At 47.3% G+C, this 21386-nt stretch carries 17 protein-coding genes and 1 pseudogene; 13 read left to right on the top strand and 5 right to left on the bottom strand.

Going from position 1 to position 21386, the window contains the following annotated elements; genetic code table 11:
* Positions 1-3 precede the first annotated feature (3 nt).
* From RT717_RS27420 to RT717_RS27455, 8 genes are all read left to right on the top strand, one after another.
* On the top strand, positions 4-564 hold the full coding sequence (locus RT717_RS27420; protein WP_317489503.1) for an RNA polymerase sigma factor: 561 nt from the start codon (positions 4-6) through the stop codon (positions 562-564).
* Complete coding sequence (locus RT717_RS27425; RefSeq protein ID WP_317489504.1) at positions 554-1351, top strand: anti-sigma factor; 798 nt, start codon at positions 554-556, stop codon at positions 1349-1351. Before RT717_RS27420 ends, RT717_RS27425 begins: the two co-directional genes overlap by 11 nt.
* Positions 1352-1706: 355 nt before the next feature.
* Positions 1707-4154 carry an ABC transporter permease gene (locus tag RT717_RS27430; protein ID WP_317489505.1) on the top strand — a complete coding sequence of 816 codons (2448 nt, stop codon included), beginning with the start codon at positions 1707-1709 and terminating at the stop codon, positions 4152-4154.
* Between the two features lie 121 nt (positions 4155-4275).
* Positions 4276-4875 carry an RNA polymerase sigma-70 factor gene (locus tag RT717_RS27435; RefSeq protein WP_317489506.1) on the top strand — a complete coding sequence of 200 codons (600 nt, stop codon included), beginning with the start codon at positions 4276-4278 and terminating at the stop codon, positions 4873-4875.
* A gap of 24 nt (positions 4876-4899) precedes the next feature.
* Positions 4900-5922 (top strand): FecR family protein, encoded by a 1023-nt coding sequence (locus tag RT717_RS27440; protein WP_317489507.1) that lies wholly within the window; start codon positions 4900-4902, stop codon positions 5920-5922.
* On the top strand, positions 5907-7667 hold the full coding sequence (locus tag RT717_RS27445) for a DUF4974 domain-containing protein (protein WP_317489508.1): 1761 nt from the start codon (positions 5907-5909) through the stop codon (positions 7665-7667). The genes RT717_RS27440 and RT717_RS27445 overlap by 16 nt, the downstream gene beginning before the upstream one ends.
* 132 nt (positions 7668-7799) lie before the next feature.
* Positions 7800-9086 (top strand): hypothetical protein, encoded by a 1287-nt coding sequence (locus tag RT717_RS27450; RefSeq protein WP_317489509.1) that lies wholly within the window; start codon positions 7800-7802, stop codon positions 9084-9086.
* Positions 9087-9128: 42 nt separating this feature from the next.
* Positions 9129-11474 (top strand): TonB-dependent receptor, encoded by a 2346-nt coding sequence (locus RT717_RS27455; protein ID WP_317489510.1) that lies wholly within the window; start codon positions 9129-9131, stop codon positions 11472-11474.
* A gap of 87 nt (positions 11475-11561) precedes the next feature.
* Here RT717_RS27455 and sucD read toward each other — a convergent pair whose 3' ends face one another.
* The 5 genes from sucD to RT717_RS27480 all read right to left on the bottom strand — a co-directional run bounded on the left by sucD (position 11562) and on the right by RT717_RS27480 (position 15022).
* A complete protein-coding gene (gene sucD / locus RT717_RS27460) occupies positions 11562-12437 on the bottom strand; it encodes a succinate--CoA ligase subunit alpha (protein ID WP_317489511.1) in 876 nt (291 codons plus the stop codon).
* Positions 12438-12515: 78 nt separating this feature from the next.
* Complete coding sequence (locus RT717_RS27465) at positions 12516-12995, bottom strand: KdsC family phosphatase (RefSeq protein WP_317489512.1); 480 nt, start codon at positions 12993-12995, stop codon at positions 12516-12518.
* A 51-nt stretch (positions 12996-13046) separates the two neighbouring features.
* A complete protein-coding gene (locus tag RT717_RS27470; RefSeq protein WP_317489513.1) occupies positions 13047-13418 on the bottom strand; it encodes a type II toxin-antitoxin system VapC family toxin in 372 nt (123 codons plus the stop codon).
* Positions 13419-13640: 222 nt separating this feature from the next.
* Entirely contained in the window at positions 13641-14420 is a 780-nt protein-coding gene (gene kdsA, locus RT717_RS27475) for a 3-deoxy-8-phosphooctulonate synthase (protein ID WP_317489514.1), read from the bottom strand.
* Complete coding sequence (locus RT717_RS27480) at positions 14417-15022, bottom strand: KpsF/GutQ family sugar-phosphate isomerase (protein ID WP_317489515.1); 606 nt, start codon at positions 15020-15022, stop codon at positions 14417-14419. Before RT717_RS27480 ends, kdsA begins: the two co-directional genes overlap by 4 nt.
* Positions 15023-15267: 245 nt before the next feature.
* Here RT717_RS27480 and RT717_RS27485 point away from each other — a divergent pair, with 245 nt between their 5' ends.
* From RT717_RS27485 to RT717_RS27500, 5 genes and pseudogenes are all read left to right on the top strand, one after another.
* Positions 15268-15525: a hypothetical protein gene (locus tag RT717_RS27485; RefSeq protein ID WP_317489516.1), complete on the top strand. Its 258-nt coding sequence runs from the start codon at positions 15268-15270 to the stop codon at positions 15523-15525.
* A gap of 141 nt (positions 15526-15666) precedes the next feature.
* Entirely contained in the window at positions 15667-16650 is a 984-nt protein-coding gene (locus RT717_RS27490; protein ID WP_394854114.1) for an HTTM domain-containing protein, read from the top strand.
* A 12-nt stretch (positions 16651-16662) separates the two neighbouring features.
* Positions 16663-17019 (top strand): annotated as a pseudogene (locus RT717_RS28605) (HTTM domain-containing protein); the annotation flags it as partial.
* Between the two features lie 115 nt (positions 17020-17134).
* A complete protein-coding gene (locus RT717_RS27495; RefSeq protein ID WP_317489517.1) occupies positions 17135-19177 on the top strand; it encodes an OmpA family protein in 2043 nt (680 codons plus the stop codon).
* 73 nt (positions 19178-19250) lie between these two features.
* Complete coding sequence (locus tag RT717_RS27500; protein WP_317489518.1) at positions 19251-21344, top strand: S9 family peptidase; 2094 nt, start codon at positions 19251-19253, stop codon at positions 21342-21344.
* Positions 21345-21386 lie beyond the last annotated feature (42 nt).

Raw genomic sequence — 21386 nt, forward strand, 5'->3', positions numbered from 1 at the left:
TAGTTGAGCGGAAGAACCGTCTATATCATCCCGGAAGAAGAGTTAGTCCGCCGCATTCAGGTAAAGGATAAGCTGGCCTTTGAGTATCTGTACGACAGATATTCAAAGGCTATTTATGGCGTTATCTTCCGAATCGTAAAAAGTGAAGAGGTAGCCTCTGAGGTACTCAACGATGCCTTTTTGAGGTATTGGGAGCGCTCTGAGAAATACGATTTTGCTAAAGGCAAGCTGTATACCTGGATGGTGAATATTGCCAGGAACCTGGCTATTGACAAAACAAGATCCAAAGAATTTTCACAGTCAGGTAAAACTGATTCGGTCGAGTCCTTCGTATATGCTGAGGTGGCCCTGCCAATGGAAGAAATGAAAGTGGATGGCATTGGCGTAAAAGAATTGCTCAGCAAACTAAAACCCGACCAGGCCGAGATTGTAGACTTGATGTACTTTCAGGGATACACTCAATCGGAAATTGAAGAGAAGTTCAATATTCCTCTCGGCACGGTGAAAACCAGGCTAAGGGCAGGCATGACATTGTTAAGAAAATTACTAAACGTTGACAAGTAAAGAATTCATCGAGTCAGGGATACTGGAACTTTACGTTCTGGGCACGCTCTCAACAGCTGAGCAAGCTGAAGTGGAGCGTATGTGCGCTGAGCACCCCGAGGTGAAGGCTGAACTTGAGGCTGTTGAGCAGGCGATGGAGTTGATGGATCAGGAGTTGGGAATGGCGCCGCCAGTGTCAGTCAAGCAAAAGCTATTTGACACTCTTCCCGAGTCTGCCCCATTAGGGAAGCGGATACATCTTCAGCCAGCTGGCGAAACAAAGAGTAACTGGATGATGGCGGCATCGGTGACCATTGCCTTACTCTCATTTGCAGCAGCACTATTCTACTTCCAAAGATATAGCAGCGTCAGTGGAGAATACGAAGCGCTGGTTGCTCAGAACAGCATGATGGCTCAGGAGCTTAATCAGGTGAAGAACTCGCTTGACCAAAACGAGCAAATGCTGGCCCTTGCCACAGACGAGAGCACCAGGAGAATTCAACTGAACGCCACAAAAGAGGACTCCAACCTTCAATTGTTTGTTTATTGGAACACCACCTCGGAAGAGGTCTACCTTGACCTGGGCAATTTGGGTACACCTGGCGATCAGCAGGATTATCAGCTTTGGGCCATTGTGGAGGGTAAGCCTGTTGACATGGGGGTTATTGATTTTACTAACCCCAATAGTCTTGTTAAGATGAAGAACATCAAAGGAGCTGTAGCGTTTGCCATCACCCTTGAGCCCAAAGGAGGGCTGGAGTCACCAACACTGGAGAACATGGTGGTGCTCGGGCAAATAGCCACCTGATTTCAGGCACAGAGAAATCCAAAACTATTTCATACTTCGTAAATGACCGCAATACTCCGGAAGTGGCCAGGAAGAGTATGTTGATTGTGACTATGCAGGCTTGGGTTCATTGAAAAAGGTGGGAAGTGGCTAACGCACAAGAAGATCTTTACCCAAGCTGAAAAAGCCATAGGTTACTAATGCTGGAAGATCCCGCCACTCGGTGGGATTTTCTTTTTACACTGTCCGATATCAGACACCTGTGCTTGATACTGGAATTGGCAAGGTGAGGCGTTTTTTTGTAATTAACTGAAAAGCAATAGATTACAGTTTGGTACAATGGTTGTCTTGCTTGGTTAGACAAAAATTTAAGGATATGCTAAAGAACATTCTAACCGTCGCTATCAGGAACCTGCTCAAGCAGCGCTTTTACTCCATTCTCAATGTGTTTGGATTGGGAGTAGGGCTGGCAGTGTTTATGGTTATTTCTCTTTATATCGATTACCAGTTTAGCTACGATGGATTCTATGAAAAGGGGAATCGACTTTACAGGATCGATCAGACATTTATCTGGGGCGATGCATATCCGACATTTGGCTCTACGGGGCCGGGCGTTTCCGACGCCATCCGCACCGATATCCCCGGCGTGGAGCAGACGGCGAGGGTGTATACGGCGGGTGACAGGGTCGTAAGTGTGCCTTCTCAGCAAAACGGCGTTGCGTATGAAGACAACGGCGTGGGTGCAGTGGACTCCACCTTCTTGCAGCTATTCACCTTTCAAATGATCGCAGGTGACGCTTCAACCGCTCTTGATGAGCCTTTTTCAGTGGTCATCACCCGGTCTTCAGCGCTGAAGTATTTTGGCAAAGTTGACGCTTTGGGGCAAACGCTGAAAATGACAGACGGCAGAACAGAGGGGCTTTACAAAGTCACCGGAGTAATGGAAGACGTACCACCCAATAGCCATTTCAGTTTTAATATCCTTGCTTCTATGTCGTCGTTCCCCGAGGTAGCTGCCCGAAATACGGCGTGGTTTTGGTCTGGCTTTGTCACGTATGCCCTGTTGAAGGAAGGTGCAAATCCAGAGTCAATCAGGGAAGCTATTTTTGACCTGCCAAGCAAAAGAGCAGGCAAGGCGTATGAAACCATCACCTCTGGTGGCAAGCCCTGGCATTTGTACCTTGTGCCTTTGTCGGATATATGGCTGCACTCGGTAAGCTCCCCCAACAGACTTGGGCCAACAAGTAATATTCTCTATGTCTATGTGCTGTCAGCAATAGCCATTATGGTGCTTGTGCTGGCCAGTGTTAACTACATGAACATGGCCACAGCACGATCGGTCAGCAGGTCAAAAGAGGTGGGTGTGCGTAAAATGATGGGCGCATTGAAAGAGCATCTGCTTTTCCAGTTCCTGGCTGAGTCTTTTATTCTGGTAATATTCTCGTCCGCCCTCGCAATAGGCCTTGTTGAGCTTTGCCTTCCTTACTTCAACAGTCTGGCTGGAATACAGCTGTCCACTCTTGGTCTTTTTGATAGCGGGATGAAAATCATTTTCCTTCTGATAATTATTGTTTCCACCGCTCTTCTTGCCGGCGCTTATCCTGCGTTTTACATGGCTCGTTTCAGTCCTATTCAGGCACTTAGAAAGCAAAACAAGGTGGGCAAGGGTGGCCAGCTGCTTCGTGGAGGCTTGGTGGTATTTCAATTTGCCATTTCCATCACACTGGTAGTGCTGTCTTTTATCGTGTACGACCAGATTACTTATTTGCAAAATAGAGACATTGGCTTTGACAAGAACAACCTGATCATTGTGCCGCAGGTGCAAAGAATGGACTCAGTAAAGAGGGTGTCGTTCAGAGAAGTACTTAGCAACAATCCTTCGGTTGCTTCGGTGGGCATGTCTACGTCGGTTCCTCCCAATATATGGGATGGTGACAGCTTCACTACCGAGGATGACCCCGAGAATGAGCAGCCGATAAACTACATGAACGTGAGTAATAATTACTTGCAGACCCTCGGTGTTGAAGTGCTGCACGGCCGAATCTTTGAAGAAGGATTCCAGGCCGACCGTACGAGCGTTGTACTGAATGAAAATGCAGTAAAGGCCCTTGGTTGGAACAATGATGAGACTGTGATCGGCAAAAAGCTCCTTTACTGGGATACCCGCTTCAACGTCATCGGTGTGATTAGAGATTTTAACTACTGGACGCTTGACAGCCCGATCCAGCCGCTGGCAGTATTTCCTTATGGGGCACCCATCACCCATCAGGAGACACATTTTCTGTCAGTCAGACTGAAGCCGGAAAATGATCAGGCTGCCGACGTAAAAGACTTTCTAAGCTTTTTGACATTGCAGTGGGACGAATTTGCACCCGGCTTACCATTTAGCTACCAGTTCACTGATGCCATGTTTTTCAGCGCTTTCGAATTTGAGCAGCGCCTGGGCCAACTGTTTTCTGTATTCACCGGTTTGGCTATACTAATTGCATGTATGGGCCTACTAGGGCTGGCTTCCTACATGGCAGAAGTGCGCAACAAGGAGATTGGCATCCGGAAAGTGTTGGGAGCGTCGGTCAGTCAGCTTGTGGTGTTAATGGGTAAGGATTTCGCCCGGCTTGTGATCATTGCCTTCGCTATCTCCGTGCCACTTGGCTGGTGGGCGGCTAATGTATGGCTGCAAAACTATCAGTACAGAACTAGCATCAATTGGCAGGTATTTGCTTACGCCGGATTAAGTGCCCTGATTTTGGCCATTCTCACAGTAAGCTATCAGTCGGTAAAAACAGCTTTCAGCAACCCTGTTGATATTTTGCACGAAGAATAGTCTTGCAAAAGCTTGAACTTTGTAAAGCCGGGGCGTTCCCGGCTTTTCTTTTTTTACGGGTGGCTGTTTTTGGTTTCTTAACCGTGGAGCCAACCTGTTTTTGATATAAAACTCACTATTATTGCAGGAAATCACGCAGAAACTGTCAGATCAGATAGAACATACTGCCCACATTGTTAACGTCGCTGACGAAAAAGTCTTCGAGGGTATTTTCCGTGAATATTATTCAGGGCTGGCGGCATTTGCCCTCAAATATGTGAGAGATACGGAAATAGCTGAAGAAATAGTGCAGGAGCTTTTCAGCGATATATGGATCAAAACAGATCTGCTGAAAATCAAAACGTCGATAAAGTCTTACCTTTTTGGAGCCGTCAGGAATGCCTGCCTCAACTATATTAAGCATCAAAAGGTAGAGCAGAAGTATGCTGACAGAACAAGATACGTGGCGCCAGTGGGAGAGTCTACCGACTTTCTGGAACTAGAGGAGCTAAAAGAAAAGATTGCCAGTGCTATGGATAAAATCCCGGACAAATGTCGGGAGATATTTGAGCTAAACCGGTTTGAGGGCAAAAGATACAAGGAAATTGCTGACGAACTGAACCTGTCGTTGAAAACCGTGGAGAATCAAATGGGTAAGGCTTTGAAGATCATGCGGGAAGAGTTAGGCGAGTATCTGCCTGCGGTTTTATTGTTTCTGTTTTTGCATGGGGGTAAATGGTAATCTTGTTGTCGAACAAATGAAGAGATGAGTAAGCAGAGTCCACATATAGTCACCAACGAGTTGCTCGCAAAGTATTTTGCCGGCGAAGCGTCTGATGCAGAGTCAGCGGCTGTGATGATGTGGGTTGCTGAGTCTGCCGCAAATGAAGAGGCTTTTGTTCAGCAAAAAATGCTTTGGGAAGACCTCGGAGCTGTGATGACGGACGACGCAACGACACACACATCGTTTGATGTAGACGCTGCCTGGGCCAACGTAAAAACAGCCAAAGCGACCGCCGTCAGCAACCAAAGGAAATTGGAAAGGCGAAATCCGTGGATTATGCGGATTGCAGCTTCCCTGGTTCTACTCGGTGGCATCACTTATTTCTTGCGCAGCTATTTTGCCGAGGTGCAGATGACCGAGGTAGCTTCAGCTTCGGAGATAATAAATGTTGACCTTCTGGATGGTTCCCACATCACCCTGAATGAAGAAAGTATTATTCAATACCCCGAGGAGTTTGCTGCCAATCTTCGGCAGGTGAACTTGAAAGGAGAGGCATTTTTTGAAGTGGAGCCCGATACCGTTAAGCCTTTTGTTATTCATGCCGGGCCTGCTATCATCACGGTGCTTGGTACCTCATTCAACGTCAAGAGTTCGGCAATGGAGGACACGGTTGCTGTCTTTGTGGCTACCGGAAGAGTCTCTTTTTCCGTGGGCACGCAGGAAGTTATCCTAACCCCGGGCGAGAAAGCTACGTACACAGCCAAGTCGGGACTTTTGGCCTCTACTGGTGGGTCTACTTCAACCGGAGTAGATCAGTTTTGGCGAACCCGTCGGCTTTCCTTTGCTGGCCATTCTCTCCCAGACGTGATAGATGCTATTGAAGAGGCCTATTTTGTAGATATTGAGCTCGAAAATGAGCAAATGGCTAACTGTCGCCTATCCGTAAACTTTGAAAATGACTCTTTGAACAATATCCTTGATGTGATTGCGCTCACGCTCGACCTGAAGGTTAGTAAAAGTGGAAACGTCATTCTTTTAAAAGGAACGGGATGTCCGGAAAACTGATTTTTTTAACACTTTTTTTGGTAGCGGTTGTTGGTAGGGCCTGCTGTCAAAACCTGCTTGACCAACGGCTGTCACTAAACTTCACTGATCTCCCGATTGGGCAGGCGCTTACTGAAATCTCGAATCGGGCCGACTGTAGATTTTCCTATAACCCGGATCTGCTTCCAAACAAAAACATTACTGCCAGCTTTCAGGAGACTTCGCTTGAGGAAGTTTTAAAAAAGACGCTTGGAAAGAGCTTTGATTACAAAGTGCGGGGCAGCTACATTATTATTCAGCCGGTGGCAGATAAGCAATCCCACAAGTCCAATATCGAGTTTGTGGGCGAAGTTGTAGATGCCCGCACGGGCAGAAGCCTCGCCAATACAAGTGTTTACGACGTAAATAACTTATCATCGACCCTTTCCGGTGAGGATGGTTCTTACAAGCTGTCGACCTTTTTTCAGGATGGCGTGACAGCTTTCGCCATCAGCAAAGAGAACTATAAAGACACGGTAATCAGGATTGTTAATCAGCAGATAGCGCCGGTTAAGATTGAGCTGGAGCCATTGGAAGTGACCGAAGAAGCCAGAGACAGAACCTTCCGACGTTTCATTGATTCTTTGAACATTGTCAGGTTTTTGGTCAACAGAAAAGCGAAGCAGCATATTCGCAACGTCGACATGGTCGAGCAGCGTTGGTTACAGGTATCGTTTTTGCCGGTGATAGGTACCAATGGCGTCATGGGTGGAAAAATTGGCAACAACGTTTCGCTCAATATGTTTGCTGGCTACAATCATTCGGTTAGTGGTGTTGAGCTGGGAGGATTTTTCAACGTTGACAGGATGGATGTCAAGGGCTTTCAAGCAGGTGGCTTTGGCAATATTGTTGGGGGCCAGGTTGATGGTGCTCAGCTATCTGGCTTCGTTAATTTGACACCTGGTGGCGGCTCTGGGACGCAGCTTTCCGGGTTTGTCAATCACGCTGGCACGAGGTATAGCGGTCTTCAGGGTACCGGCTTTGTCAATGTGGCCAACAACATCAATGGCGCACAACTCTCAGGTTTCACTAACTTTACGCTGCTCGACATGAACGGTGTTCAGGGTACAGGTTTTGTGAACCTGGCAGGCAGAGTGAGGGGTGTTCAAGGGGCCGGCTTCTTGAATATGGCCACCGCCGTAAATGGTGTTCAGGCTTCCGGTTTTATCAATATGGCAGGAACAGTGAAAGGGCTGCAGATTGGCGTTTTGAATATTGCAAAAAGGGTTGAGAAAGGAGCTACGATAGGCATCGTAAACATTGTTAAGGAAGGGTTTCACTCCTTTGATGTGAGTGCCAATGACATCACCAATTTAAATTTCTCCTTCCGGTCTGGCACCAAGCATTTCTACACCTTGTTAACGTTTGGCGTTGTTCCTCAGGAAAGCACCATTTGGTCGATGGGGATCGGAGTAGGAACAGAGGTGGACTGGACTGATAAAATCTATACAGACTTTGAGCTGTCAACAAACACCGTGCAACCAATGGATACCTGGATTGAAGACGCTCCGAGTGACTACCGCTTCCAGGTCAATTTCGGATTTAGGCTGTTGAAATGGGCTTCGGTCAATGCTGGCCCTGTTGTTCATTTCTTTAATTATTCTTCAGATAATGAGGCGCTGGATCTTTCCACAAAGTTTGGCGGACGACCACTTTTCAAATCTTCTGGCGCAACTTCCAACTCTAAGGTTTGGGTAGGCTATACTGCCGCTTTGCGCCTTTTTTAGCCTGTTTGGCTACATAATAGTGCTCTTAAAAATATTTTCCTGATTTTTTTTTCATCTGCCCATGGGGGTAGCAACGACTTTAATTTCCATAGGGGAAATAGAAATTAAATAGAACTCTAAAGAATTAAAGTCATGAACTCAAAATTTTTTTTATCGATGATGCTCCTTGGTTTAGTAACCTTTGCGAGCAAAGCACAAGAGTCTTCAAACGAAGACGAGAAAAGCGATGTAGCTGAAGAGATTATCAGCGAGCAGGCACTCCAGGTGTCGTTTGTTCCGGTGCTAGGCACCAACTTCAGGCCCTATGGTCAGTCACTCAACAATGTTTCGTTGAACATTTGGGCAGGGTACAACTACGGTGTAAATGGCGTTGAGCTGGGTGGATTTGTTAACGTAGACAGGTCAGACGTGAAATACCTACAGCTGTCAGGTTTTGTAAACCTTGTGGGAGGAAACGTTACAGGTTTCCAGGGAGCGGGTTTTGTAAATGGTGTTAAGCAGCAGGTTACAGGTGCCCAAATGGCAGGTTTTGTCAATATGAGCAAAGGCTTGACTGGGGTGCAGGGGTCGGGATTTGTGAATTATGCTCATGGTGATGTGACCGGTGGCCAGGGGTCTGGCTTTGTGAACTATGCTCACGGCGATATTACCGGGGTGCAGGGAACCGGCTTTGTAAACTTTGCACTGGGTGACGTTGTCGGAGCACAGGGCTCAGGCTTTGTCAACTATGCAAAAAGCGTAAAAGGTGTGCAAGGCGCTGGTTTTGTTAACTATGCCAATGACTCCCTGAAAGGTGCCCAGCTGAGTGGTTTCTATAACCATGCGAAAGAAGTGAAAGGCGTGCAGGCATCTGGCTTTGCCAACTACACCAAGACGCTGCGAGGCTTTCAGTTCGGTATTGTCAACATAGCCGACACAGTTGAAAAGGGCGCAACCATTGGTTTGCTTAATATCGTGAGAACTGGTAAGCACGAGGTTGACCTGAGCTACAACGACATCACCGATATCAATGCAGCGTTCAGGTCGGGAACCGACAAGTTTTACAGCGTACTTGAAATCGGCATTCAAACAGGAGACAATCCCCTGTGGGCGGTAGGTGCAGGTTTCGGTACACAGTTCAAGCCGATCAAAGACAAATTTGTAACAAGCGTTGAGCTTGCCTCTTTTGGGGTAAACAGAGTGGATGATTTTCAGGACGACCTCAACCAGGTGACCAAACTATCAGTCAATGTGGGCTACAAAATATTCAAAACCTTATCAGTGAACGCTGGCCCAATTTTGAATATATCCACTTCCCGTTCTGTCAATGCTGACGGCAGCTATGGCCTCGGCCTCGGTGAGAATGGATTTTATGACCAGACTTTTTCTGGCACAAACGTGAAGGCCTGGGTAGGCTATCATGTTGGGGTGAGGTTTTAATACCTCCCCCTCCTTTTTCCAATAAACCACACAAAAACACTCATGAAGACTTTTTTATTATCAGGAGCACTCCTCCTGCTCGCTACTTCTGTGTCATTTTCTCAACAAATGACACAAACTGTCAGAGGACAGATTTTAGACCAGGATGCTAAGAGCCCTTTGATTGGCGCCACCGTCCAGATAGTTGGCACCGACCCAATACTTGGCGCTGTGACCGACCTGGATGGCAACTTCAGGATTACAAATGTGCCAGTTGGCAGGGCATCACTTTTTATCACTTACATAGGTTACGAAGACAAAGCGATGCCCAACATTCAGGTCAACTCGGCAAAAGAAGTTGTGCTAAATATTGACCTGGTAGAATCGATTGATAAACTGGATGAAGTGGTAGTCACCGCCAAAAAAGATAAATCAGAAGTGCTGAATGAGATGGCGCTGGTCAGTGCCCGTTCATTTTCGGTGGAAGAAACACAGCGCTACGCAGGTGCCATTAATGACCCCGCCCGAATGGTATCAGCTTTTGCTGGTGTGAACGGCGATGCTCAGGGTAATAATGACATTGTGGTGAGAGGAAACTCTTCCAAGGGAATCTTGTGGAAGCTGGAAGGTGTCGAAATACCGAACCCCAATCACTTTGCGAACGAAGGGGCCACCGGCGGTCCGGTGAATGCTTTGAACAGCAACATGCTCGACAACTCCGATTTTTTCACCGGAGCCTTCTCGCCGGAATATGGCAATGCACTTTCGGGAGTCTTTGACATCAAATTCAAAAAGGGAAACAACGAGCAACGAGAGTATACTACTTCTCTCGGTGTGTTCGGAGTGGACTTTACCGCCGAAGGGCCTTTCAAGCAAGGGTATAATGGTTCTTACATAGCTAATTATCGCTATTCCTCATTGCAACTCTTGTCCGATGCTGGTATTCTTGATTTCAACGGCGTGCCCAAGTATCAGGATGGGTCTTTCAATATCGCTTTACCAATTGGGAAGAAGCAGTACGTGACCATGTTTGGCCTGGGAGGCATTAGCAATATCAGCCAAACCGAAACTGATGAGGAAGATGAGGACATTGTACTTTCCAGAGGAGACTTTGGCGCTCGCCTGGGCGTGGTGGGTGTTAATCACACCTACTTTATTAATGACAATGTGTTTGTCAGGAACTCTGTTACGCTTTCGCTGTCGGGCCAAACATCGAATTACGACATGAATGAAGACACCGGTTTCAGAGATGTGGAAGATATTGATCTCAATAAAAATAGTGTCAGAGTAGCCAGCACTTTGAACTACAAACTGAATGCAAAAAACAAATTTGAGACTGGTATCATCTACTCAAGGCTTGGCTACAACGCCAAAGTTGATCTTTACAACTACGAGACCAAAACCAAGGACACCTGGCTGGATGACAAAGGGAATACGGGAACACTTCAGGCATTTGGTAGCTGGAAACTGCGATTCAACGAGGCATGGACCATGACCAGCGGTGTTCACTATTTCCTTTTTGCTTTAAACAATACGCAATCTGTGGAGCCAAGAGTTGGTTTGAAATACGACCTCAACAGCAAACAGGCTTTTACTGCAGGCTTTGGGCTTCACAGCCGGTTGGAGCCGGTTTCAGCTTACCTGGCCAAACAGACGCAGGAGGATGGTTCGCTTTTGCAGCCCAACAAGAACTTGAGAACAACCAAAGCGGCGCACTATGTGGTGGGTTTCAATCAGGTGCTCAATCAAAGCACTCACCTGAAGTTGGAAGCCTATTACCAGCAGCTATATGATGTGCCGGTGGAGAAAGACGCTTCAAGCAGCTTCTCCATGATCAACAGCTCAGGAGCTTTTGTTAACGAGTCGTTGGTAAATGAAGGAACCGGGAGGAACTATGGCGTGGAGCTTACGCTGGAGCAATACCTGAATCGTGGTTTCTATTACATGTCGACTGTGTCACTATACAAGTCTCTTTACACAGCACAGGACGGAATAGAACGGACGTCGACTTTTGATGGAAATTACATCGTGAATGTGATCGGGGGAAAAGAGTTCAAAGTAGGAGCTGCCGACAGGAACAGGGTGCTCTTTGTTAACGCTAAAGCAGCGCTTATCGGAGGTCAGCGATACACCCCCATTGATCTTGAGGCCTCCAGAGAGCTCGGTTCAGAGGTGAGAGACGACGCCAACCCGTTTTCAGTAAAAGGTGATGATGTGTTTTTCGTTAACCTGGCTATTGGCACCAGAAAAAACAGGAAGAAGACGACGAGCGAATTTAAAATTGACGTTACCAATGTCACCAACAACCAGGCATTAGTGAATGAATACTTTGTGGCCGGCACTGGCAACATTGTGAAATCTTATCAGCTGGCCATGTTGCCCAACATCGTCTACACGCTGAAGTTCTAAACCAAACAAGTGGAAAAAACAGAAGCCGCCCTGCTATGCACGGCGGCTCTGTTCTTTGGTTTAGGTTTGCTTGTTATAATGTATTACTTATTTCTTAAGCACTTTGGCAAGGGTTTCTCCAATATCCGCTGGAGACTGCACTACGTGAATGCCGCAGGCTTCCATGATCTTCATTTTGGCTGCAGCTGTATCGTCGGCGCCACCAATAATAGCACCAGCATGACCCATTCTGCGGCCCGGAGGGGCTGTTTGGCCAGCGATGAAGCCAACAACAGGCTTTTTGTTGCCAGTGCTTTTTATGTATTCAGAAGCAAGTGCCTCATAGTTACCTCCAATTTCACCAATCATCACGATGGCGTCAGTTTCGGGGTCGTTCATCAGCAATTCAACAGCCTCTTTGGTAGGAGTACCAATGATGGGGTCACCACCAATGCCGATTGCCGTTGAAATACCAAGACCTGCCTTCACAATCTGGTCAGCTGCTTCGTAAGTCAATGTACCTGACTTAGACACTACGCCCACTCTTCCTTTTTTGAATACGAAACCAGGCATGATACCTACTTTCGCTTCGCCCGGAGTAATGACACCAGGACAGTTAGGGCCAATCAGCGTTACTTTTTTATTCTTGATATAATTTTTGGCAGTCATCATGTCCTTTACAGGAATGCCTTCTGTGATTGCCACAATTACCTTGATGCCGGCGTCGGCTGCTTCCATGATAGCATCAGCGGCAAAAGCTGGTGGTACAAAAATGATAGAAACATCAGCTCCAGTCGTTTGCACAGCCTCTTCTACACTATTGAAAATGGGTTTGTCAAGATGCTTCTGACCTCCTTTACCCGGAGTAACACCTCCTACTACGTTGGTTCCATATTCGATCATCTGTTCAGCATGAAAACTGCCTTCAGTGCCAGTAAAGCCTTGCACGATGACCTTGGAATTTTTATTTACTAGAACGCTCATTCTGTCGTAAGATTTTTGCACAAAAATAGGATTAATAATCGCTTTGCCAAACCTAAATAGGCCGGTTTAACCCCATTTTCAATCGGCCAGCAAGTAGTTGTCGATTAATTCACGCACGCATCCTTCGCCCCCTTTGAGCTGAAGCACGATATCAGCTTTTTCCTTCACTGCCCTCACTGCATCAGCAGGACAGGCGGAGAGCCCGGCTTTTTCCATGACAGGCAAATCGTTGATGTCGTCGCCCACCATGCCCACCTGGTCAAGGCCTATGCCCATCTCAGTCATCCAGGCTTCCAGCACATCCATTTTCTTTGCTTCGCCTACGTAAACCCTGGTCATGCCCAGCATGTCGGCCCTGGCCTGTACCATTGAGGTGGTTTTGCCATTGCTGATGATCCCAACTTCAATGCCCGCTTTCTGTAGCAGCCGGATGCCCATGCCATCACGGGAATTAAATTTTTTGAACTGACTCCCGTCTTCCATAATGTAAATACCGCCGTCGGTAAGTGTGCCGTCAACGTCGAGGATGAGGAGTTTTATGTTTTTGTAGTCTTTCACGAATAAAACTTAGGTCGATGTTAAGTAACTAATGGGAAAAGAGAAGGGTAGCTATAGTTCATAGAAGATAACCTCCACCTCGTCAACAGCTAAGAATTGTCTGTCTGCTGTGACAAGAGGGAGCTTATGGCAAAAAGCCGAAGCAGCTATTATTGAGTCCGGTAGTTTCTGGCGAGAATTCTTTCTGAAAGCGATAGTAACGTCTTTAATCTCTTTATTAATAGAAGTTATCCGGCAATTTTCCAGCAGCGTTCGAATGGCCGTCTCAGATTCATTATCGATGCCAGGGAAAGACAAAAGCTCCAATTCTGTTACGAACGAAATGGTTAAGTTCTTGTCAGCAATCATCTCTACCACTTCAGGATCCCCCTTCAGAAAGTACAATACTATATTTGTGTCTACAAAAAGGTCATTTCCATTCATTGCGAATATCTTTTTGATATTGCAAAGGGTCAATATCCGTTTTGAGAGACCCAGCGAGTTTTCTTAAATCTGTTTTGGGTTGCTTTCGCAGAGCCTGATTCATTTTCTCGTTTATTTCCTTCTTCGGAGTGCCTTTTTTTATTACAGTGACCATGGCTTCGATCTTTTCTTTCTTAAAAGTACCTAAAAATCTGCAATGTAAATTTGTAGTTTGATACCTTACTACGAGTAAAGAGCTTTCCTCACCTTCATCACTTTCCTCAATATCCCCTCAAGCTTTTCAATCGGCAGCATCGTTTGGCCGTCACTCAAAGCATTGGCTGGATCGGGATGGGTTTCTATAAAAAGGCCGTCGGCACCAGTAGCAATGGCGGAAAGTGCCATGGTTTCGATCATTTCAGGATTGCCGCCTGTGACACCATCAGCTTTGTTGGGCTGTTGAACAGAGTGCGTGCAATCCATCACCACGGGCACGCCATGCTTCTTTAGCCTGGTAATAGCTGTGGCATCCACCACCAGCCCTTCGTAGCCAAACGAGAACCCACGCTCACAAAGCCACACATTTTTGTTGCCGGTGGACAGCACTTTCTCCAGTGAAAACTTCATCGCCTCGGGCGACATAAACTGCCCCTTCTTGATATTCACGCCTTTGCCTGTCTCACCAGCTGCCAGCAGCAAATCGGTTTGCCGACATAGGAAGGCCGGAATCTGCAGGTAGTCTACATATTTGGCTGCGATGGCCGGCTCATAGCTTTCATGCACGTCGGTAATGGTAGGCACGCCAAGTTCTTTCCCCACTGCTTGAATAATAGCCATGGCCTCTTCTTTTTCGATGCCTGTGAAGCTGTTGAGCTTGGTGCGGTTGGCTTTTTTGAAGCTGGCCTTGAAAATGTAATCGATGCCCAACTCGTCGCAGATGCCCTTTACTTTTCTGCCTATTTCAAAAGGTGTTTTGTCGTTCTCGACCACACAAGGGCCGGCTATCAGGAATAGTTTACTCATTGCATTCTGCTTTTTTGTCCGAGGTAGCCGCTATGGTGCCTTTTGGCGTAGCCAGCCTTATCAAAGTTGATCTTTTTCATTAACATTACCACCAGCAAGTCGCCCAAAACCGACATCACTGTGGTGCTGGTCGTTGGGGTGAGGTCGAGTGGGCAAATTTCTTTCGGTTGCCCGGTGCTCAGGCAAATGTTGGCTGTTCTTCCCAGTTCGTTTTCTGGGTGGCCGGTGATGCAAATAGTCTTGATTTTTGGATACAGGTTGTCTGCCAGCTCCAGCAACTTGAGAATTTCTTCAGTTTTGCCCGAATTGGAAATAACCAGCAGGATGTCGTTCGGTTGCAAAACTCCCAGGTCGCCATGTTGTGCTTCCGACGGATGAAGGAACACAGCAGGGGAACCTGTCGAGCAAAAAGTAGTGGCGATGTTCTGCCCTATCTGACCGGCTTTGCCAATGCCGCTAATGACAATCTTTCCTTTTTTAACATGTATCTGTTCGTATAGCGCATCAATGGCGTTCAGTATCGACTCATCTACCGGGATATTATGAATAGCCTGAACTTCTTTTTCTACCAGGCTGCGAATTTCTTCAAGTGACTGACTCATAATTGGGTTTGTAAAGCTGCAAAATTAGGAAAATGAGGGTTGAAAATATAGCATGAGCCCATTTGTACGAATTAGCAGCACTTCAGATGCCGAGGCCAGGCCAGTTTCGTTCATCTATCGGCGGGCTATTGTTCATATATGTACACTTTTCCTGAGGAACAATATTTTAAATTAATGATTATCAGTGAGTTAAATTTTTTGGCACAAGTGTTGACTTATTTTGGTAACCATTGAACAAAGAGACTATGAAATCGAAGAACGCAAATACAACAAAGATTCTCCTATTGGGAATAATTGTGGCAGTCGTCTCGCTCCTGTCGTCTTTGAATGGGTCAGGGTTTGTGGCAGGAGAGAGGGCATTGTCGGGAGCGGCTGTTGGCCGAAAAGATGACGCTATGAGGGTTGAAGCAAAGTTGCAGCTTGAGAAATTGGCGACATCCAAGAAATTGGCGAAAGAAATAGATCAAAATTTCACTGCCGGGGGCAACACAATGGTCAATTGAAACGTAAACACTTTTAAATGAATAAGAAATAACAACGCATAGTTGTTTTTAGTAGATAGGTTTAGGTTGGTTTGAAAAAGAGGGTCTTTAGGGCCCTTTTTTTTATGCCAGAGATTCATTTCTTTACACAAATTTTTTGATGTGTTTCCCTCTCTGACACTTAATCGACAGTACTTATCGCAACCAGTTGACAATACACCCCTTGTGTTGTTCCGGGTGGTTTTTGGCTTTCTCGTATTTATGGAGGGAGCAAGTTTTTTCTTGCTGGGCCAAATCTCCGAAATTTATACTGAAGCAGTTGTTGTTTTTACCTATCAGGGACTAGGCTGGATGCAGCCGCTGCCAGGCATTGGGATGTACCTGGTTTTTGCTTTTGTTTGTGTGATTGGCATCATGATCATGCTTGGCTGGCGGTACAGGTTTTCAGCCTGGGCGTTTGCCCTCACCTGGACATACATTTACTTCTCCCACAAGGCCCACTATAACAATCATCACTACCTTTTTATGCTGATGGCCTACGCCATGGCGCTGATGCCCGCAGCCGATGATTTGTCTCTTGATGCCCATTACCACCCTGATAAACGATCAACGTCTTGTCCCAGGTGGTGTATCTCCTTTTTTGTGCTTCAGTTACTGATCGTTTATACGTTCGCCAGCATCGCCAAAATCTACCCTGATTGGCTCGAGGCCAGGCCAATGGAAATATGGATGAAGGGCAAGTCACACTATTGGTTGATAGGCGGTATGCTGCAGTACAAGTGGATTCACTATTTGCTTGCTTATGGAGGTATCGCTTTTGACGGAGCGATTATATGGTTGTTATTAATCAAGAGGACTCGCTGGGTAGGTGTTGCCTTGTCGATAGCTTTTCACCTCTTTAATTCATTTGTTTTTCAAATCGGCATCTTTCCTTACCTCATGCTGGGCACGTTGTTCTTCTTTTTCGATGGAGAAGACCTCAGAAAAAAACTACTGGGAAGGTGGAAATGGGGAATTGCTTTGCCTGCAAAAACGCACTTGCCAAACGACCCGGGCTATTTTCTCTTTCTGGGCTATTTCCTGATTCAGCTGTTGCTGCCACTAAGGCATCATTTGTTCGAGGGCAACGTGCATTGGACAGATTAAGGCCATAAGTTATCGTGGCATATGATGCTTCGGACGAAAACTGGCAGCGCTGTTTATAGAGTCACCAACAAGAAGACCGGTGAGGTAGAGAAGGTTCGTCCGTCTCATTATCTGGGTTCACTTAAAGGCAGGATGGCCAGCAGCCACCCAGATATTATTTGGCAGTTTGCTCATCATCTCAAAAAGGAATACGAAAACAAAGGATGGGAAGAGGTTGCCGTATTTGTTGACTGTGTGGTAAGTCTCAATGGCCACCCTTCCCACCCTTTGATTGACCCGGAAGTTGACCTTGGAAGCGTAGCCTGGGAGCCATTCCGCCATTCCGATTGGATACTTCAGTGGCCTGAAGAATTGCAAGAAATTGAATGACTATTGAGAAGTATCCAAAATTAATCTATAATTTTCGGCTTTAAAGAGGGCCTTGTTTCGCCCTGGATGCGTACCTGTTTAGCCGCTGTTTTGTTAACAAAACACAGGTACATTTATGATTGCTACAAGTTTTAGAAAGACGGCAGCTACAGCTATTCTGTTGTGTGCTGGCATGTTTACATTAAAAGCCCAGCAGGTGCAGTGGGCCTCTTCAGTTGTTGGTTTTTCCAGCGAGTACATCAACAACAATTACAAAGGACAATATCTCGCCAAAGAGATTCTGGGTAATCCAAGCAGGTATCCGGTATTTGGAGCGACACCATGCGGCTGGACGCCCAGCAAGGAAAATAGTCCTGAAGGCGAGTGGATCAAAGTTGGCTTCGACAAGCCTATGCAAATCAGCCAGGTAGCCGTGGTCGAAATCTTCAATCCAGGTGCTGTGAGAAGGATTCTGCTCTACGATGAGGCAGACAACGAATCGGTTATTTACCAAAACGACTCAACCGCACCGCTGAGCGAGGCTGGTAGGCTGCTTTCCCATGTGTTCCCTAAAACGACCTACAAGGTGGCTGCGGTAAAGGTCGAGTTGCGCACAGCTTCGGTGCCCGGCTTCAACGAGCTTGACGCAATAGCCATTAGTGACTCGGACGCACCGGTTCCAGTAGGGATTAACCTGTCTCCCGATGCGGACAAGGCGTTGCAGATAGAGCACCTCTCAACAAGTGTAAATACACCGACCGATGAACTCAATCCCATTATTTCGCCAGATGGCAAGGTATTATACTTCACAAGGGAAGGCCACCCCGAGAATCTCGATGATCCGGCTACCCAGGACATTTGGTTTGCGAATATTAACGAAGATGGTAGTCTCGACACTGCTGTGAACATTGGCCGACCACTTAACAATGCCAGCAACAGCGGTCTGGAGTCTATTTTGCCTGATAACCAAACTGCGTTGCTGCTCAATACCTACAATGCCGACGGAACAATGGGCGTCGGTGTTTCGATCACACACAAGGAAGGTGATAAGTGGGGCTTTCCTGTAAAAGTCGACATCGACAGCTTCTACAACCACAATAAGTTCGGAGAGTATTTTCTCGTGGCCGACGGGCAAACGCTTTTGATGACTTTGCAGCGAGAAAACTCCATTGGCTCTAAAGACATCCATGTTAGTTTTAAAAGGGAAAACGGTACCTGGACGGCACCCATGAATATCGGGCCAACTGTAAACACAGCGGCATCCGAGATTTTCCCCTATATGGCCGCCGATGGCGTTTCACTCTACTATTCCACTGCCGGGTGGCCAGGCTACGGCGGCTCCGACATGTTCGTCACCCGACGCCTCGACGACACCTGGCTCAACTGGACAGAGCCGCAAAACCTCGGACCTCACATTAACTCACCTCAATTTGACGCATACTATTCTTTTACCGCATCGGGTGACTACGCATACTTCTCCTCTTACGGCAAAGATTCCAATGGAAAGAGCGATTTATATCGGGTGAGACTTCCTGAATCACTGAGGCCAAAACCTGTGGTGGTAGTGCGGGGCCGGGTACTCAATGCCAAAACAAACGAGCCACTGGGAGCCAGCATCAACTATGAAGTGCTGAGCTCCGGTAAACAGGCAGGCGTTGCGAATAGCGACGCAATAGATGGTAGCTACAGCATTATTTTACCCTCGGGCGAGAATTATGGCTTTTTGGGTCAATCCGATGGGTTTATTTCAGTAAGCGAAAACCTCGATCTTATCAACCTGAAGGAGTATCGGGAAATCAATAAGGATCTTTATTTGGTGCCAATTGAAAAGGGACAGGTGGTGCGGCTTAACAACATCTTTTTTGACGTAGACAAGTTCACATTCAAGAAGGAAGCTACTCCTGAGCTCAACCGGTTTGTCAAGCTGCTGACCGACCAATCGGGACTGCGTATTGAAATATCGGGGCACACCGACAACACGGGCAGCGCTGACTACAACATGAAGTTGAGCGCCAACAGGGCAAAGGCCGTTTATGATTATCTAATCAAGCAGGGTATTGACGCTGGGCGACTGGCATTTAAAGGCTATGGACTCACCAAGCCAACTGCTGATAATAACACCGCTGACGGCCGGCAGCTCAACCGAAGGGTGGAGTTTCTGATCGTGGAAAGTGAATAGCAGCCGGTTGACTTAAACCAGTTGGCGGGGACGATTCATTTGGGTAAATTACCTACGACTAACCAACCACAAAATGACCAATCGTTTCCGCCAGCTTTTGCTGGTTATCCTGCTTCCTGTCCTGTCCTTTCCCGCACTTGCGCAATTCAGCCTTGAGGACGTGATGTCTTACCCCTTTGCCACTGAGTTGGTAGCTGGCAAGGCGACCGATGCGATGGCGTGGGTTGAAAACAAAAGGGGGATAAGAAATATCTACTTTGCAAAAGGGCCTGATGGGCCTTCGGTTCAGCTTACCAGCTATGGTAAGGATGATGGGCAGGAAATATCCTCACTTACCTTTTTTATGAATGACCAGTGGTTGCTCTACGTGAGGGGCAGTGCACCAAACCGCAACGGCGAAATAGCCAACCCTGACAGCAACCCAGAAGGCGCAGAGCAAATCATCTGGCTTATTTCTACAGAAAGTGGTGATGCGATCAGGGTGGCAAACGGCTACTCGCCAACCGTCCATCCCACTGAAAACACCATTCTTTTTTCCAGCCCGGCAGGCATTTTCCAAATAAACATCAATGAATACGGTATTCCTGAATCTGATAGCGAAAGGCTGTTGTTTCGGGCCCGTGGCAGCAATGGTGGGCAGGCATGGTCGCCTGATGGCAAGGAGGTGCTTTTCACCAGCTCAAGAGGAGATCATAGTTTTGTGGGGATTTTCAGCGCAGAAAAAGGGGAAATCCGCTGGATGGCTCCTTCGGTGGGCCGAGATATGATTCCCGTATGGTCGCCTGACGGCAAACAGGTGGCTTTTGTCAGATACAAAGGCTTGAAAAGAGATGAACTCGTCAATATTACTGGTGGAGAGTCATTTTCCATTTTTGTGGCCGATGCTGTCACGGGGGCAGCTAAAGAAGTATGGAAATCCCCTTCGGACGACGGCGGCTTTGCTCAATCGTACCCGGCGGCTCCACTACAATGGACGAAAGCAAACAGACTGCTATTTTATTCGGAGCATGAAGGCTGGATGCATATTTACAGCATGAATCCGGATGGGTCAGGGCTTACCGATGTGACACCCGGCGCCTGCGAGGCAGAGGACAGCGGAATTTCTGCAGACGGGAGTACACTTTATTTTTCTTCTAACTGTGGGGATATCGACAGAAGGCACTTGTATAGTGTGGCAGTGAAAGGTGGAACGCCAAAGGCACTAACAAAAGGAGAAGGAAGCGAAATGACACCGGTGCCATTGGCTTCCGGCAGGGGGCTGGCGATGCAATACATGGGGTATAACTTTGACAAGACTGTGGGTTTTCTGGCGTCTGGAGCTTCGACTGTGAAACAAATTTCCTCGGCTGCTCCATCGGCCTTTCCTGCTAAGTCGCTGGTCAAGCCAGAGCAGGTCATTTACAAATCGCCCGATGGCGTTGAAATTCACGCACAACTATTTATGCCTGCCACGCACAAAAAGGGTGAGAAGCATCCCGCCATTATTTTCATGCACGGCGGCCCCATCAGACAAATGTTGCTGACCTTCCACTATTCAAGTTATTATTCCAACGCTTATGCCTTCAACCAGTACCTGGCCAGTCAGGGCTATGTGGTGATGTCTGTCAATTATCGGGATGGAATTGGCTACGGCAAGGACTTCAGAAGAGTTGAGAATCAGGGCCCAAGAGGTGCCGAGGAATACCAGGACATTGTAGCCGGAGGCAAATATCTGCAAGGCAGGGTGGAAGTAGAACCAGCCAAAATTGGCCTGTGGGGAGGCTCCTACGGCGGCTACCTCACTGCTATGGGCCTTGCAAGAAACCCTGAACTTTTCAAAGCCGGTGTTGACCTTCACGGCGTGCACGACTGGGCTTTCCGGGCCAGGGAATTTGGCCCGCCGGGTGGTTGGTGGGGTATCACTGAAGAGCTCATGGACAAAGCCTTTGAATCTTCTCCGGTTTCTGACCTCTCGAAATGGACGGCGCCTGTGCTGCTGGTGCACGGTGACGACGACCGGAATGTGCTATTTCAGCAAACCACCGACCTTGCCGAGACACTCAGAGAAAAAGGGGTGAACGTCGACCTGCTCATATTCCCCGACGAAGTGCACGGCTTCCTGCGGTATGATAGCTGGTTCCGCACCTTTGAGGCGGCCAAGGTGTACTTTGATAAATATTTGAAGTAGCTGTCCTTCATAGCTTTAACTCAACACATTTCGTAAGGAATA

It is taken from the genome of Imperialibacter roseus (assembly GCF_032999765.1).
In the GTDB taxonomy this organism is placed as follows: Bacteria; Bacteroidota; Bacteroidia; order Cytophagales; family Cyclobacteriaceae; genus Imperialibacter; species Imperialibacter roseus.

What these genes read in the sequence shown, in the direction of transcription:
- RT717_RS27430 (WP_317489505.1), top strand. Translation starts at nt 1,707, where the DNA reads ATGCTAAAGAACATTCTAACCGTCGCTATCAGGAACCTGCTCAAGCAG.
- RT717_RS27440 (WP_317489507.1), top strand. Translation starts at nt 4,900, where the DNA reads ATGAGTAAGCAGAGTCCACATATAGTCACCAACGAGTTGCTCGCAAAG.
- RT717_RS27445 (WP_317489508.1), top strand. Translation starts at nt 5,907, where the DNA reads ATGTCCGGAAAACTGATTTTTTTAACACTTTTTTTGGTAGCGGTTGTT.
- RT717_RS27450 (WP_317489509.1), top strand. Translation starts at nt 7,800, where the DNA reads ATGAACTCAAAATTTTTTTTATCGATGATGCTCCTTGGTTTAGTAACC.
- RT717_RS27455 (WP_317489510.1), top strand. Translation starts at nt 9,129, where the DNA reads ATGAAGACTTTTTTATTATCAGGAGCACTCCTCCTGCTCGCTACTTCT.
- sucD (WP_317489511.1), bottom strand. Translation starts at nt 12,437, where the DNA reads ATGAGCGTTCTAGTAAATAAAAATTCCAAGGTCATCGTGCAAGGCTTT.
- RT717_RS27470 (WP_317489513.1), bottom strand. Translation starts at nt 13,418, where the DNA reads ATGAATGGAAATGACCTTTTTGTAGACACAAATATAGTATTGTACTTT.
- kdsA (WP_317489514.1), bottom strand. Translation starts at nt 14,420, where the DNA reads ATGAGTAAACTATTCCTGATAGCCGGCCCTTGTGTGGTCGAGAACGAC.
- RT717_RS27480 (WP_317489515.1), bottom strand. Translation starts at nt 15,022, where the DNA reads ATGAGTCAGTCACTTGAAGAAATTCGCAGCCTGGTAGAAAAAGAAGTT.
- RT717_RS27485 (WP_317489516.1), top strand. Translation starts at nt 15,268, where the DNA reads ATGAAATCGAAGAACGCAAATACAACAAAGATTCTCCTATTGGGAATA.
- RT717_RS27495 (WP_317489517.1), top strand. Translation starts at nt 17,135, where the DNA reads ATGATTGCTACAAGTTTTAGAAAGACGGCAGCTACAGCTATTCTGTTG.
- RT717_RS27500 (WP_317489518.1), top strand. Translation starts at nt 19,251, where the DNA reads ATGACCAATCGTTTCCGCCAGCTTTTGCTGGTTATCCTGCTTCCTGTC.